This window comes from Chitinophaga horti, from assembly GCF_022867795.2.
GTDB classification, from domain to species: Bacteria; Bacteroidota; Bacteroidia; order Chitinophagales; family Chitinophagaceae; genus Chitinophaga; species Chitinophaga horti.
In genome coordinates, this window is the sequence record NZ_CP107006.1 from 2,005,560 (window position 1) to 2,020,946 (window position 15,387).

At 51.6% G+C, this 15,387-nt stretch carries 10 protein-coding genes; 3 read left to right on the forward strand and 7 right to left on the reverse strand.

The features are described 5' to 3' along the window. Positions 1–117: 117 nt before the first annotated feature. From MKQ68_RS08110 to MKQ68_RS08125, 4 genes are all read right to left on the reverse strand, one after another. Complete coding sequence (locus MKQ68_RS08110) at positions 118–5,409, reverse strand: AAA domain-containing protein (protein ID WP_264282857.1); 5,292 nt, start codon at positions 5,407–5,409, stop codon at positions 118–120. Positions 5,410–5,591: 182 nt separating this feature from the next. Beyond that, positions 5,592–7,361, reverse strand: coding sequence for an ABC transporter ATP-binding protein (locus tag MKQ68_RS08115; RefSeq protein ID WP_264282858.1), 1,770 nt, complete (start codon positions 7,359–7,361; stop codon positions 5,592–5,594). Positions 7,362–7,395: 34 nt separating this feature from the next. After that, positions 7,396–8,055: a hypothetical protein gene (locus MKQ68_RS08120; protein ID WP_264282859.1), complete on the reverse strand. Its 660-nt coding sequence runs from the start codon at positions 8,053–8,055 to the stop codon at positions 7,396–7,398. Continuing rightward, positions 8,052–9,569, reverse strand: coding sequence for a patatin-like phospholipase family protein (locus tag MKQ68_RS08125; RefSeq protein WP_264282860.1), 1,518 nt, complete (start codon positions 9,567–9,569; stop codon positions 8,052–8,054). Before MKQ68_RS08125 ends, MKQ68_RS08120 begins: the two co-directional genes overlap by 4 nt. Before the next feature lie 274 nt (positions 9,570–9,843). Between MKQ68_RS08125 and MKQ68_RS08130 the strand changes: the two genes are divergently transcribed. After that, positions 9,844–10,152 (forward strand): hypothetical protein, encoded by a 309-nt coding sequence (locus tag MKQ68_RS08130; protein ID WP_264282861.1) that lies wholly within the window; start codon positions 9,844–9,846, stop codon positions 10,150–10,152. A 35-nt stretch (positions 10,153–10,187) separates the two neighbouring features. Here MKQ68_RS08130 and MKQ68_RS08135 read toward each other — a convergent pair whose 3' ends face one another. Genes MKQ68_RS08135 through MKQ68_RS08145 form a run of 3 tightly spaced genes read right to left on the reverse strand, consistent with a single transcriptional unit; the run spans position 10,188 to position 12,412 of the window. After that, entirely contained in the window at positions 10,188–10,781 is a 594-nt protein-coding gene (locus tag MKQ68_RS08135; RefSeq protein ID WP_264282862.1) for an HAD family hydrolase, read from the reverse strand. Then, complete coding sequence (locus MKQ68_RS08140) at positions 10,781–11,512, reverse strand: SDR family oxidoreductase (RefSeq protein WP_264282863.1); 732 nt, start codon at positions 11,510–11,512, stop codon at positions 10,781–10,783. The genes MKQ68_RS08135 and MKQ68_RS08140 overlap by 1 nt, the downstream gene beginning before the upstream one ends. Positions 11,513–11,524: 12 nt before the next feature. Beyond that, complete coding sequence (locus tag MKQ68_RS08145; protein ID WP_264282864.1) at positions 11,525–12,412, reverse strand: decaprenyl-phosphate phosphoribosyltransferase; 888 nt, start codon at positions 12,410–12,412, stop codon at positions 11,525–11,527. Positions 12,413–12,642: 230 nt separating this feature from the next. Between MKQ68_RS08145 and MKQ68_RS08150 the strand changes: the two genes are divergently transcribed. Both MKQ68_RS08150 and MKQ68_RS08155 read left to right on the forward strand, forming a co-directional pair. Beyond that, entirely contained in the window at positions 12,643–14,280 is a 1,638-nt protein-coding gene (locus tag MKQ68_RS08150) for a hypothetical protein (protein ID WP_264282865.1), read from the forward strand. A gap of 154 nt (positions 14,281–14,434) precedes the next feature. After that, a complete protein-coding gene (locus MKQ68_RS08155) occupies positions 14,435–15,376 on the forward strand; it encodes an erythromycin esterase family protein (RefSeq protein ID WP_264282866.1) in 942 nt (313 codons plus the stop codon). Positions 15,377–15,387 lie beyond the last annotated feature (11 nt).

Sequence of the window (15,387 nt, forward strand, 5' to 3'; positions counted from 1 at the left end):
ACTACGCACGAAGTTTGCTTCATTTCATTCGCAATGACGATCAAGGTACTGTCGTCTCCCCACCGTCATTATAAGCGCTGGCGAAGCAACCCTCCGCTAAAGTCTTTGCTAAATTCACTACTCGCTCAATTCCTGCCAACCTTCCTTCACTTTATCCTCCACCAGCTTCTCCAAACCCGCCACGGCCGCCTGTGAGCTCGCAAGCGTCTTCACCTGCAATTGCCCTTTCGCGCCGTTTTTGCCACTTCGGATAATCAGTTTCGCGCCATCGGTGGCAACTTCCCAGAAACGGCCGGTCTGTGTAAACCGACGGAACGTTAACGCATCATAAGCGCCCACTGTAGCCACGGGCGCCACGTCCGGGAACAGGCTTTGCGGCGTAACCGGGGTGGCCACCACTTCTTCCTTAATATGCTGCAGCTTTTTCAAAATGCTGTCCATCACCCGCTGCGGCTGGTGCAGCCAGTCTTTCGCAAACACGGTCATTGTACGCCAGCCTGCGTTTTCCAGCAGGGCAGGGCGTTGGTAGTATTGTTCGATCACATCGGGATTGCTGTAATAGGTTTCATCATCAATGATAATGCTCAATGTGTACGCAGGATCATCGGGTGTGATCTTCACGGCGAGCGAGCAACGGAAGCCCGACTGGCCCACTTGCTCGGCTACGGTAAAGCCGCGCTGCTCGAGTTGATGGCGTACCTGCTGACGTATAACGGCTTCGCCTGTACGTTGCTTGTGTACGAAACGTTGTGGTAACAACCCGTCGAGTATCTGGCGCGCCTGCTGCATGTTGCCGCTGCTTACGTTCTCCGCATAATGCAGGAAGCGTTTAAAATAGTTGGCGCCGGCGTTGTATTCATTGGTAATCTGGCTGTGTTTGATGCTCGCCACCACGGCCATATGTTTGCGCGCACGGCTGAAAATTACGTTCAGTCGCTTCTCGCCACCTTTTTTATTGATCGGACCAAAGTTCATGGCCATTTTACCACGTTTGTCCGGCGCGTAACAGATGCTAAGGATCATGATGTCACGCTCATCGCCCTGCACGTTCTCCAGGTTCTTTACGAACAGGCCGGTGAACTGGTCGTCGTCGGTCCGTTCCTGCGCTTCTTCGAGCAGTTGTGCAAATTGTTTGTCCTTCGCGGCAAGCGCTTCCAGCGCGGCTTCAATGGCTTTCTGCTGCTCCTGGCTAAAGGCCACAATGCCAATGCTCTCGCGGGTTTGCTGTTGCAGCAAAGCGCGTATCATTTCTGCAATGTAGGCAGCCTCGCCGGCGTTGCTGCGTTTCACATACTGACCATGTGTAATGAAGTGGTAACTGATGCTGCGGTCGAACAACGCGGCGGTGTGGGCTGCGGCATCTTCGGGCGACTTACTTTCTATCGCGGTTTTTTCGAGATGATGAATAGATCGGTCGGGGATGGTGAGCAGGCTTGCATCGTAAAAAGCGTGGTTGCTGTAGCTGATCAGGGTTTCGTACAGACTGCGATAATGCCAGCCGAGCATCACACTTTGCATCTTACGTGCACCCTGTACGAGCAGGCTGTCGGCATCGGCGCTCAGTATGTCGTCGTCCTCATCATCGTCGTTCACCTCCAGGTCGTCCGGATCGCCGGTTTTAGCGGCAAAGAAGTCTGTCGGTGGCATTTGTTTTTCATCCCCTACGATAATGGCCTGTGGCGCACGATAGAGGGTAGGTACGCCTTCTTCCAGGGTGATCTGGCTGGCTTCGTCGAATATCACGGCGTCGAAGAAGGAGATGTCCAGGGGCAGACTGTCACTCACGCTTAAAGGACTCATCAACCAAACGGGTTTCAGGTCTTTTAGCACTAAGCCACTCTCTTTTTCTGCCAGCTCACGGATGCTTTTGTACCGCATACTTTTAGCGAACTCGTTCTCCAGGATACGGCGGCCTTCCATGTACGATTTCTTAAACGCCTGCTCATCTTCCTGCAACTGCGATAACGCGCGATTACTAATGTCCACGTGATGCTGGAACTGCTGGCGTATGTTTGCACGGATGCAGTCGGCGTTGAGTTTCAGCAGTTGTTTGTAACAATGCCTGATTTCTCCTACCGCCTTCTCAATCGCCAGGCTATCGGTATTGGCAAAACTTTTATTGTATTGATAAATGTGTCGCAGTGTTTTGTGCGCCATGTTCGCCTCCAGCTGATCGGGTGTGAACGGCATGCGGCGTACGGCTTGTTTCATGCCGTCGGGCATGTTCACATAGTTTCCCAGCGCGGGCAGCAAGTCGTCGAGCGAATCGGCATTGATACTGATGTTCTCCAGGTCGTCCAGCAGTTCCTGTACAGACGGGCGCGTTGGATCGGCAAGGCATTGGCGTAATTGCTGGTCGAGTTTGTTGAGTATTTCGTGCAGACCTGCCAGTTGTTTCACCAGCTTGTTCGCGTCCGGATGTTGCAGCAGGTATTGCAGGCTGCGATCGTCCAGTTTCAGGCGCATCCGCTCTATCGCGAGGCGTGTCATATCGAGGTTGTCAATGCGGTATTGCTGTTGTAGCTGCCTGTACAACTCATTCACCCTTTCCGTTGCATCATACTCTGATTTGAGCTGCGCTAACACCGCACTGTAAGCTGGTTTCACGGCATGTTGCGAAAAGTCGTAGCTATCTTCCAGCTGCGCCTTCAGTTGCCGCCACGTGCCGTTGAGGAAACGGAGGAACGCATCTTCCTGTTCCCTTGCCACTTCCAGCGCATGCAGGGTATCCTGCTGGTTAAACTTACGTTTCCAGTGGCCGTTCTGCGCAGCAATAGCGGCCTGCGATTGTTGTGCTAATTTATATTGTGTTACTTGTTGGTCGAATTGTTGCGCAGCCGCGTTGGCAGGATCCACCAGCCCAAGGTTGCCTGTTTCGGCCAGCGGCTGTAACAGCGTCGCGTGCAGCACCAGTTGCCGGATGCCTTCTATACTGCCCGCATATGCCGCATCCACCTGGTTCTGTTGCACCACTTGTATCACCGCATCCAGCAGTTGTTGGGTTTGCGCCAGCAGCTGTTCCAGCAGCGCGTGCGGCTGCGGTGAACTGAACACTTGTTCGTTCAGATGGCTCACCGGATGTTCCGCAAAAGCGGGCGAGGCGCCGCTGTCTTCCAGCGCTTTTCCCAGTTGCTCCACCACCTGTCCAAACTGCAGCCATTGCTGGTAATGCGGTAATTGCTCCTCGTCCTTTGGCTGCAGTTGCTGCAATAAAGGGCGCATCGCAATTACCTTTTCAATAAGGCGATGCACCGTAACGCCTGCCAGGTCTTGCTCCCCGGCGTTGATGTTATGGTATTGTTCCAGCAGCTGCACCTGTTCCTGCATGTTGTGCAGTAACGCACTCCGTTTCAGGTTGATGCTGTGCAGGTCCATCTTCTTCTGGAGGAAATCTTCGTAGGTCGCTTTCAGGTTGCGGATAAAGGAACGTTTGTCACCCTGACTATCATGAATATAACAACACAATTCATCCAGCCCCTGTTGCTTCAGGCGATGGTATACCACGTCCAGCGCGGCACGTTTTTCACATACGAACAACACGGTTTTGCCCCTCGCTACAAAGTCGGCCAGCAGGTTGGTGATGGTCTGACTTTTACCGGTTCCCGGAGGGCCTTGTATGATATAACTTTCACCGGTACGCGCCTGCGATATCGCCCGCGCCTGTGTAGGATCGGCATTGATTACATGGAACCACCGGTCGGGCGGCGGCGCGTCGGGAGCGCTGTTCTGCAATGGCCTGGGTTGTGCGCTGAACAGTTGTGTAAACACTTCGTGCGTCACATCCTGTTCCATCACGCTGTTGTAATCGCGTACGAGGCTCATTTTCTTATAATTGAAATTGCCCAGCACGATGTTACATACGTCGAAGTCCCAGCGGTACGGATTACTTTCCGATTCGGCCATGGTAAACATTTCCTTCTCCGATACGGGATCGGTAATCAGCTGCGGTGCCGCTTCGGCGGTCACTGTGGCTACGGCCGTCGTGTCGGGCGGCAAGCCAGGTTTATTCAGCCTTTTCAGGTATTGGTTAACGGTTTGACGTGCTTCTTTGTAAACGAGGTTGATGCGTGGTTTATCGGCGTATTGCAGCACGATACCACGGTTGGCACCCTCTATCTGTACTTGCAGCAACTGGTAAAACTGTTGCAGGCTCATGTCGTCAAGGTCAATAAAATCGGGCAGTTTAATGCCATACAATTCATGCAGGAAGTTGGCCAGCACGGGATTTACCTCCGCTTCATTGGCCGTTACTTTCAGCATATACTGATCTTCGGTAACGCTCTTTTTCTTTTTCAATTCCACCGGGATGAGGAGCAGCGGACTTTGTATGCGCTCGTCCGCCTCATCGCGCAGGTTATGCCAGTTCAGGAAGGCGATCACCAGTTTCAGCTGGCTGAACCCAAATTCCTGTATGTCATGTTGCGCTTCCACACGAATCTTGTTCAACGCCGCCGGCAGGTAAGGATGATCGTCGAACCGCAGGTATTTGTTGAGCGACATATCCTTCATGTCCTTCACATTCGCGGCGATATCGTCGTTCCAGGTGAACAGCAGTTGCGGACGAATACTCTGGTAATGCAACACCATCGGCACGCTGCTGATGGTGAGGTTCACGAAACGGGCGTTCGATTTATAGTACAGCAGGCGGTTACGGCGGCTTGTATCGAACAGGCGGTTACGAAGTTTGTTGAGGATAAACGCATTGCGATCGTTGCGCGGCGTTTGTCCCCAGCCGGCTACTTCCGCCAGGTCGATCTGTTTTTCAGGATCAAAGTCGCGGTAATGCTCCAGCCGGTGAATTGCTTCGTACAAATCCTGCGTGCGTTTATGGCGGTCCAGCTCCGTCATTTCCGCGATCAGCGTGCCGATAGCGGGATGTATACGTTGTTTATAGCGGGAGGGATGGGAGCGGTGCGTGACGAAGAGCTGCAGTTCTTTATCGTCATAAAGGTCCAGCCCCATCGCAATGCTGCCCAATACAAGGCCCAGACAGAAAATATCGGTCTGTTCGTCATGATGGTCCAGCAGCATTTCATAACTCTCGTAACCTGGAATGTATGCCGGGTGTTTCACCGCTTGCTGTACATCCGTTTGTATGCGAAGACTCACCGTTTGTTCGTCGGTCACTTTCAGTTTATCTACCACTTCAAAATGAGGCGATTGCGTACGCGTGAGGGCGTTAATAGCAGGCAGGTTAAACTGCGGCACGCCGGCCATTTCTGCGTTAATGGAAAGTTCCTGCCCGTTGGCAATCAACGCTTCCTCCCGCCCGAAAGGGGCGACGAGCTGGTCTTCATGGATCTTCAAAACCGTACGGAACAGCGGTAACACACTGGCTATCACATCATCTGTCGTGTAATCCCCGTGTTCAAAAGCCGTCATCAAAAATTGCCTGAATGTTTGTGTCATAGGTGCCATTGCGATAGCGCAAAAATATAACGTTTTTTATTGTTTTGTGGTATCTGCGCCTGATCCCTTTTCAACCGCCGTTGTGTCACTCACTTGTACCTTTCTTCCGCTAATGGGCGAATAAAGAAAAAGCCGCCGAAGTGAGTGACACAACGGCGGCTCAAAAGTAGTACCATAGCGGGTTACCCTAAAAATTGCAACTCCCCGAGCCCCTTATACAAACCCTCGTCCTTCATCATCAGCTCTTCATGCGTGCCGCCTTCAACGATGGTACCTTTGTCCATGACGAGAATGAGGTCGGAGTTGCGAATGGTACTGAGGCGGTGGGCGATCACAATGCTGGTGCGGCCTTTCATGAGTTTTTCGAGCGCGTCCTGCACCAAACGTTCTGATTCGGAGTCGAGGGCAGATGTGGCTTCGTCGAGAATTAATATTTTCGGGTCTTTCAACACTGCACGGGCAATGGCAATACGTTGACGCTGGCCACCGGAGAGTTGTACGCCACGTTCACCCACTACGGTATCCAATCCTTCAGGGAAACCTTGAATAAAATCCCATGCATTGGCCTTTTTAGCGGCATCGATAATAGCAGCTTCGGGCGCAGATGTGTCGCCATAGGCAATGTTTTCGCGGATTGTACCGCCGAACAGGAACACATCCTGCGGCACCACGGCCATCTGTCGGCGAAGATCGCTCAAGTCGAAGCTGGCAGCGGGCTGTCCGTCAAACGTAATCTGACCGGCTTCGAGGTCGTAGAAGCGGAGTAACAGCGATACCACGGTCGACTTACCCGCGCCACTGGGGCCTACAAGGGCCACCTGCCAGCCGGCCTGCGCTTCGAAATTAATATCATGTAGTACGGAAATGTCTTTACGACTCGGGTAGCGGAAGCTTACGTTATGGAATGCTACTTCGCCTGTGATCGGCTGTTTGATGCCACCTTCCAGTTCTATCGGTTCGATGGGTTCGTCAAGTATCTCTAATAAGTTTTCAGTAGCACCGATGCTTTTCTGCAGGCTGGAGTAGATGTCGGCCAATCCGCTGATAGAACCGCCGATAAAGCCGGTGTATACAACGAAACTAAACAGCGGGCCGATGAGCAGGTCGCCACTCGCCATCAGTAAGGCGCCGCGCCAGATCACCGCCACCATTGCACCGAACAGGCCGAGGATGATGAAGGAGGCAAATACGCCTTGATACTTACCAACGCGCATGCCGGTACGGGCTACTTCGTCAGTTTTCTTTTTATATCGGTTGATCTCGAACAGCTCGTTAGCAAAGGCTTTCACGTTAAAGATGCCCTGCAGCGTTTCCTCCACGATCGTGTTTGAATCTGCTACTTGTCCCTGTGCCTGTTTCGAGAACTTACGAACCGACTTACCGAATACCACCGCCACTACGCAAATCACGGGGATGATCGCCAGCATGAAAACCGTGAGCTTCCAGCTGGTGAGCAGCAGCAGTACAATGCCGCCGATGATCATAATGAGCTGACGGATCAGTTCTGCCAGGCTGGTGGTAAAGGTGCTCTGTAACTGAGATATGTCTGCAGAGATGCGGCTGTTCAACTCGCCCACGCGGCGTTCGGAGAAAAATTTCATCGGTAGACGGATCAGGTGCGCGTAGGTCGCCTGCCTGAGTGATGCCAGGGTTTTCTCTGTTACGTTCACGAATATGTTGATCCTGAAAAAGGAAAAGGTCGCCTGTGCTACGAGTAAGCCCACGAGTATCAGTGCCGTCTGGTTAATTTGCGAAACCGCAGTTACACCCATGCCTGCATTTACGAGCCTGCCCAGCATAGCCGGGAACAGGAGCGTGGCCGAACTGGAGAGAAATAACAATAATAATCCCAGTGAGAACTGCCACCGGTAAGGCTTTGCGTATTGATATAACCTGGTTAGTTTCTTTAATCCCGAGGTAGTGATGCGTGGTTTCTTAGCGGCTTGTTCCATATAACGTTGTAGACGAGCAGCAAACCTAAATATTTTAGGGCAGAACTTCCTGTTTCCGCCCCCTGATCTTCAGGAATATGACGAACAACAGTGATTCCGCCAGCATAAACAGCAAATACCAGGGTGTATCGGGATTAAAATCAGCCGTGAGCCAGTAATACAACAACGCAAACACGGCTGTAATCGCTCCCGTAACCGCAATTACAAATTTTGCCTGCACGCGCCATACGAACCGATGAAAGGCCTTCGGCCGCTGCTCGTCCACCACAGGCTTGTTCAGCTTGCGCGCGAGGTAGCTGTTCTCCATCACATCGAACAGCCATGGCACTATCTGCAAGGCTGCCAGTGCCCAAAAGAACCAGGCACCTACAGATGGTTTCATCCTATCGGCAGCAATACAACACAGCAGTGCGATGCCGGGATATACGGCCAGCATGAACAGGTAGTCTGCCGCTAAATGCCTGCGCACAGCCCGTTTCGCCGTGTCGGGCATGGTAAGTACCATGTTGACGAGCTCGCGTTCAGAAACCGGCAGCTCCAGGTCCATAATGCTGAAAGGCACGTTTGCACCGGCTTTGCAGATGCAGAATTGCTTCGCGATGCGCGACATCACGTAGCTGGTAATGAGAAATAAGGTGAAACATATGGCGAAGTAAAACCACAGGTTCGCGGTCATACAGGTAGTGCAAATCATAAAGTAGCAGTTAAGGTTTGTTGAATGGGTTTTACGGTGTTCAACTTGTCGAACGCTTCGCGACGATCGGCTTTATACCCTTCCCAGTCGAAGCTTTGCAGGAATTGACCGGCCGCCTGCGCGCCTTTCACGAACAAGGCCACTTTCTTTTCATCACTGATAGAGAAGTCGAGCCAGTTAAATTCGTGCACATCGATGCGACCGATGCCTTTTTTGAACAGGCTGTTTTTTAGTAAAAAGTCTTTGTCGTAATAGTAACGAATGGTGTTAAACATGCGTCCCATATAGCCGCCCAGGCCCATGTCGCCCGTTTGTTGCCGGCTCTTTTCCTTATCCTTCGGGTCCACATCATCGAGGTCGATGCCGAACGTGGGCAGTCGTGGTACTTCTATTTTTGGATTGTAAAAGATGTTGATGGGAAAGTTCGACAGTATGCCGCCATCCACAAACCGTACGGCACTCGGAATATCAGCCGGGTCGGTGAGCAAATGTTTCATCCAGCTTTTATGGATCTTCGCTTCATCACGCGGAATGTCCTGTATAATCGACGATTCAAAAAAGATCGGGATCGACATCGAGGCGCGTACAAACTGCGCAGGGTGCAGCGTTTTTTCATCTGTCGTAAATAAGTCCCACATTTTCGGGAACTCGATTTTGTTCTGCGTCACAATATCAGAGGTAATCAACGTCACATCCGGCCCCAGGTCCTTCAACGACCCGCCGTTGCGCAAGTGCATGCCTGGCGGGGGCGTGCCTGCCTTCGCGATAAAATCAGATACTGTTTGCACCCCATGTTCCTGCATAATATCCCGCACCCAGTCCTGGAAGTCCTTACCCGGGTTCACGCCAAAACCTCTGTCCTTAAAGCGTTTCAGCAGCATGTTGAAATACATTAGTCCTGTAAGCACACTTACGACGAGCAGCCCCGTAAACACAAAACTGAACTTACCGATGATTGCGAAGGCCGGTACACCTTTCAGTCCTATGCAGATGATATTGAGCAGCACTAACGCCACCAAAGCCAATGCGGTGCCTGTAATCAGCTTCTTCACATTTTTGAAATAATGTTCCTGCGTAATCACCTTGCGGATGACCTTTCGTGCGAACGGATGCCCGTCCACAAAGTCGAACAGGTCTTTGCTGCACAGATACCTGAGTACCTTCTCTGACTTCGCTTCCTGTTTACTCCCGATCACCGCCATCATCGCCGTATTGATCGCCCCTGCGCTGGTACCGGCCAGCCGCATAAAACGGATGCCTGCCTGTTCGAGAATGTACGTGTAACCGACCAATGCCACGCCGAGTACGCCGCCGCCTTCCTGTACGAGATGCACGTATTGGTTGCCCTGGTCGTCGAGCGTATCGCTGACGATAAGTTTGTCCATGTTCGGTGTTGGATTGCTTTTGTCTTCAAACCGTTGGTGAAGCTGTTGGAGAACGTTTTTTACGTCGGCATTGTCGGTAAAGGCGCTCAATGCCATTGCCGGCCGCGTGGAACTTTGGGATCGCGTCATTTTGGGGTGGTTTATGGAACTAAGATAGGGAATATGTTGAGAAATAGCAAGTTAGGGTGCTGCATCCTCCCAACATCCTTCGAGGATCCTTGCCACTGCCTAGGTTCATCCTAGGTTCAACCTTCGTTCAACCTTCGTTCAAGTTAGGCTCACAAGCCTAGGGTTAACGAACGATTAACGAACCATAAGCCTAGGATGAACGTAGTTAACAGCAAGGATGCCCGAAGGATCCAGCAACGATGTAGGGGGCATCTTCACTAAATCCGAATACACTATGGCAAGAAGTGCAAATCCATTATTGATGGGCGTTTCTGGCAGTATCGCTGACCAGTTGACGATCAGGAACATTGGTGGCAAGACCTTCCTCTCAAAAAAGGTGGGGAAGCGTCAAAAGCCGGCTACGAAAAAGCAGCTCAAAAACGAAAACAAGTTTGCGAAGGCAAATGAGATCATTAGTGAGCGATATGCCGACCTGGTATTACGCGAAGAAGCACGGTTGCGGCTGAAGGTGCCGTCGGGCAGGCCGGTTTTCAGGGCGATGTTAAAGGAGTATTTAGAGGAGCTGAAGAAGGAGCATCAATAAAAAGGGCCATCCACCGGATAGCCCTCTAAAAAATATCAGCCTCTGAACGGCCGGAAGTTCGCTTCGTGCGCGATGGCCAGCATGTCTTTGTCGCCGCTGCTATCGCCGTAAGCGTAAATCTTTTCGTAGTCTTTTACGTCAAGCGTGGCATTGATGCGGCATACCTTTTCGTTGCCATTGCAGTTCAGGCCTACGAGCATGCCGGAAACGTTACCGTTATCCACTGCCAGTTTGGAGCCAATGCACTCGATGCCCATTTCGCGGCACCAGGGCGCTACCCAGTTCTCGGCGGAGGCGGTCACCACGATCACGCGGGTGCCGTTGGCTTTATGTTGGGCTATTTCCTGTAACGCACCGGGGCGAATCATCGCGGGCAGCGCTTCCTTGCAGAAAGCGTCGCAGCCCTGCTGGAATTTGGTGAGCGGCATCCCTTTAAAGTGATAACGCAACATCAGTTCCTTGGTACGCTGGTTGGAGAGGAGTTTCAGTTTGAACATCACCAACACTGGTGCCATCACCAGCCAGCCTGCGACCAGGGCAGGAGTGCCCTTCTGGAAACGGATAATTTCCCAGAGGGTGTCTTTTGTGGTAATGGTACCGTCGAAATCGAAAAAGGCAATCGCTTTCATCAGAGCTTCAGTTTTTTGAACATGAACTCAGGAACACTCCTGATGATCAGCATGATATAACGCCAGAACCATTTCGTATAGATGGTGTTCTTTTTCTTTTGTACGGCCTTGTAAATGTCGTTGGCCACCTGTGCAGGTTGCGCCGTGAGGATGCCTGGCAGTTGCAGGTTCTCGGTCATGCGGGTAGCTACGAACCCGGGTTGTACGCTCATCACGTGTACGCCTGTATGAAATAAACGGTTACGTAGACCGGAGAGGTACGCGGTAAAACCCGCTTTGGCGCTACCGTACAGGTAGTTGCTCTGCCTGCCGCGTTCACCGGCTACGGAGCTGATGCCGACGATGAGGCCCTGTTTTTTGGCAGCATAATCTTCCGCTACCACATTTAAAATAGATACTGCACCGGTGTAGTTGGTATGTAAAATACGGGCGGCCTCGTTCCAGTCAGCCTGGCCTTTCTCCTGGTCGCCCAGGTAGCCGAATACACAAATAGTAATGTCGGGCTTTACGGCCAGGTTGTTATAAAACGCGCCATGAGACGCAAAGTCGAGCGCATCGAACGTGAGGGCTTCGGTCTTAACGCCATAACGGATCGCCAGGTCGTTCTGAAGGGCGGTCATTACGCTGGCGTTACGGCCGGCAAGTTGAATATCGTATTTTTCGGTAGCAAATTTCCGCGCGATCGCGACGGCCATGTCGGAACCTGCTCCCAATATCAGCACTGTAGGCATAAGTATAACTCGTTATTTAAAGAAACTTTGATCCGTTGGTAAATAAATGATGACGTAAAAACTCAGGATCCAAAGGAGAATGGTTAATTGAACAAACCGGTCCTTGTACAGGATTTTGGTGGGTGAGCCGGTATTGTTCTCTACATAAGTGATCTGCAGATAGCGCATTAAGCCCGCAATCACGAAAATACAGGTATAATATAAACGGTAGGTGCCGAAGCGCGCAATAGTTTCGGGCGCCATACAATACATCAGATAAGCCACGATGATAATCGCCGATACCAGTCCGAGCGATACGTTGAGGAAGTCCATATTATATCCCTTGGATGCCTTACGCATATCCACCCCGGATTCCTGTTTCAACAGCACATCATCACGGCGTTTGGCAATGGCCAGGAACAGCGCGAGCAGGAACACCATGATCATCAGCCATTCCGACACGGGGATAACAGACGCCACACCGCCGGCTTTCACCCGCAGCACGAAGCCGATCGATACAATAATAATATCCAGGATAGAAATATTCTTTAACCCGAACGAATATCCGAGGTTTAATACGAAGTAGATGCCGAGAATGAACAGGAACTTTTCCCGTACAAGATAGCCCATCAACATACCCAATGCCACACAAACGAAGAAGATGGCCAGCCCGGCAGGTTTACTTACCGCACCGCTCGCCAGCGGACGTTTGCTCTTTTTAGGATGCTTACGGTCGTTCTCGATGTCGCGGTAGTCATTAATAATGTAGATGCTGCTCGCTATCAGGCTGAAGGCGATGAAGCCTTTTACCAGTTCAATGATCTTTTCAACATTGGTAAGCTCGCCGGCGAAGAAGAGCGGAATAAACAGGAAAAGATTCTTGGCCCAATGCGAAGGGCGTAATAGTTTAAGATATTGCACGGGGATTAAACATTATTGTTGGCCGCAAAGATAGAAGCTTTTTTTGGCACCTCCCAGTCTGCGCATCTCCATTCATCCATTAAAACCGGCCATTCACTCATTTAAACGACTGGTTCACAATAATTTAATATGAATAAATATATTGATATTAATAAATGGCTACCAATTTTGCTTCTATATAAGATAATAATCTTCTATTTTTGAGCCTTCAATTTATAACCGCCCCAATTATGTCAGGCAATTTATTAAACCGCAGGCGCGCCACGATCATTGAATGTTTAATCATTATAGGACTGGCCCTCATACCTTTATTTGTAACATTCCCGTACCGGGTAAACATCTTCCTGTCGTGGGAGGGCGCTTATCGTATGTCGGAAGGGCAGCTGCCTTACCGCGACTTCGGCACACCACTGGGTTTTGGCTTCTGGCTGATGCCGGCGCTGTTCTTTAAGCTGTTCGGCGCGCAGATGATCTCCCTGGTGAAGGCGCAGATCGCATTGAACATCATGAGCGGGTTTGCGTTCCGTTCCATCCAGAAGAGCCTGAACGTGAGTTTAGGCGTACGCGTACTCGCCGTACTGGTGTTTGCGTTATCTTATTCCTTTTTCAACTTCTGGCCCTGGTACAACCACACCGTAATCGTGTACGAACTGGTGGGACTGGCCTTTTTGCTGGCGGCTATCACGAACGAACAGCCTTCTAAATGGCGCATTCCGCAGCTGCTGGCCGCGGCGTTCTTCCTGTTCCTGTCGTTCTTTACCAAGCAGGATGGGGGCGGACTGGCCTTGTTACTGGCGCTGGCGCTGATGGGCTACCATGTCATTCAATCAAAAAAATGGAAAGACGCGCTGTATTTCCTGGGTTTCTATATCGTAATCGCTGTCGTGACCTTCAAAAGTTTTGCCGGTTACGGTATCGGCTACTGGTTTAACCACGGTCAGCCGCCGCACAATTCCCGTTTATCCATTGGCGATATACTGGCCGAGGTGCTGGGCGCTTCGCAGTGGATCAAGTTCTACCTGTTACTGATCGTGTTGTTACTGGCACCTGCGGTGAAGGATATAAAGGCCGCATGGAATAACAGGCAGCTGATGTTCTTTTTGCTCGTGACGTTGGGCATCCTGGCCGAGGCAGCCATCTTCCAGGTGACCAGTTACACGCCGCCGGATAATAATATATTCTTCCACGCTTTTGCCTTTGCGTTCATCCTGAGCCAGGCGGCCGGTGTATTGAGGTTCAACCTGGAAGAGTGGAAACCATTCGTAGTAGCGGGTGCGCTCGTACTGCTCTGGTGGTCCGGATCCTACTGGAAGTACCTCGACCGCGTATTCTCCCGGTTCATGACGCCGGCCGAATCGGGCATCGTGCAGTCAGCCACGGGCGAGAACGTCATTTCCCGTAACAACTTCATGCTCAGCTACGATACCACGGACGTGCCTACGTCGGAGTGGATCTACACGCCATATAAAGAGTTTGCGAAAATATACATGCCGCCATCCACCGTACACGGTATGGCCCGCTTCCTGGAGATGCCGGAAATCAAAACCGCCAACGGTAACGCGAAAGTGCTCAACATGACGGAGCTAACACCGCTGGCGAGCATTACCCCCTTCAAACTGGAAACAGGCACCAACTACCCGCTCTGGTACCACCTGGGCGTGGGTATGTTCAATAAACAGCTGGATGAGTTTACCGGCAAGGTGCGCAATAAGTATTATGACGTGGTGCTGTATGAGTACGCACCTTATAATAATAACTTTTACCCATTCGCCCTGCGGGATGAACTGAAGAAGCATTACCGCCAGGTAGACAGCTTCCTCGCACCGCGCAGGCCCACAAATGCGATGATCGAGGTGTACGCGCGGTAAAAGCGCGAAGACAGGAGCGGAGGATTGCTTCCCTCGGTTATAAGGACGACGAGGGGAGACAGTCACTCCCACATTCGTCATTGCGACGAAGGAAGCAAACATCCGCTCCAGTCTCCACCGTTATGGAAAATCCCACCCCGCACATCTAACGGTTATGAGATACACGTTACTGATCCTGCTGTTCGCGATCAACACTACCTACGCCCAGCAACAGAAAATCGACTGGGTGAACGCACATGCACATCCACTAAGCACCGAATACGAAACGCCGGGTATAAAGGACTTGTCTTTCCTGGCCGACGAACTGGCGGGTAAGCAGGTAGTTGCGTTGGGTGAGGCTTCACATGGCACCCGGGAGTTTTACCTGCAGAAAGCACGGATCATCGCTTACCTCGTGATCCGGCAACAGTTTCGTGTGCTGACCTTCGAATTCCAGGATAGCCTGTTGCAACCCGTTAACCGGTTTGTACGAACGGGCGAAGGCAACCTGAAAGCCGCGATGAAATCGTTTGCCCTTTACAACACAGAGGAGATTTACCGACTGCTGATGTGGATACGCCAGTACAATACATCGCGCACACCCGCCGACCAGGTGACCATCCACGGAGTGGATCACGCAGATTACTGGCCCGACCCGTTTACCCGCGACAGACACATGGCTGCCAACTTGGTACGCCACTATGAAGCGCAGCCCCGCAAAACGATGCTCTGGGCACATAACGTACACATCATCAAGGATACCACCGCGAAATATCAAAGCATGGGAGCGTACCTCATGCGGCACTTCGGAGACCGCTTCTACGCACTTTGCATGGATACCTACAGCGGTTCTGTAAACGTGATCAACGGCGGCGGTTTCGAAGTACACCCGTTCTCCGGCATGCCGGATGGCTTCTCCTCCCTGCTGGCAAAGGCGAAACACGAGGCGTTCTACCTGTCGTTCCGGGGCAATCAACCGTTCGCTAATGATACCGTGTCGCTTACAACGATACATTCGAACTGGCAGGGTACCAAACCTTTGCCCGTAAAACCGGGTACCGACATGGATGCGCTCGTTTTTATCCGGAATAGTACGGCCTCCGTTAAAGTAGAATAAATGCCGGTTGC

Excerpts from the sequence above, each read along its gene's own strand:
- MKQ68_RS08155 (WP_264282866.1), top strand. The coding sequence starts at position 14,435 with ATGAGATACACGTTACTGATCCTGCTGTTCGCGATCAACACTACCTAC.
- MKQ68_RS08150 (WP_264282865.1), top strand. The coding sequence starts at position 12,643 with ATGTCAGGCAATTTATTAAACCGCAGGCGCGCCACGATCATTGAATGT.
- MKQ68_RS08115 (WP_264282858.1), bottom strand. The coding sequence starts at position 7,361 with ATGGAACAAGCCGCTAAGAAACCACGCATCACTACCTCGGGATTAAAG.
- MKQ68_RS08130 (WP_264282861.1), top strand. The coding sequence starts at position 9,844 with ATGGCAAGAAGTGCAAATCCATTATTGATGGGCGTTTCTGGCAGTATC.
- MKQ68_RS08140 (WP_264282863.1), bottom strand. The coding sequence starts at position 11,512 with ATGCCTACAGTGCTGATATTGGGAGCAGGTTCCGACATGGCCGTCGCG.
- MKQ68_RS08125 (WP_264282860.1), bottom strand. The coding sequence starts at position 9,569 with ATGACGCGATCCCAAAGTTCCACGCGGCCGGCAATGGCATTGAGCGCC.
- MKQ68_RS08110 (WP_264282857.1), bottom strand. The coding sequence starts at position 5,409 with ATGACACAAACATTCAGGCAATTTTTGATGACGGCTTTTGAACACGGG.
- MKQ68_RS08135 (WP_264282862.1), bottom strand. The coding sequence starts at position 10,781 with ATGAAAGCGATTGCCTTTTTCGATTTCGACGGTACCATTACCACAAAA.
- MKQ68_RS08120 (WP_264282859.1), bottom strand. The coding sequence starts at position 8,055 with ATGATTTGCACTACCTGTATGACCGCGAACCTGTGGTTTTACTTCGCC.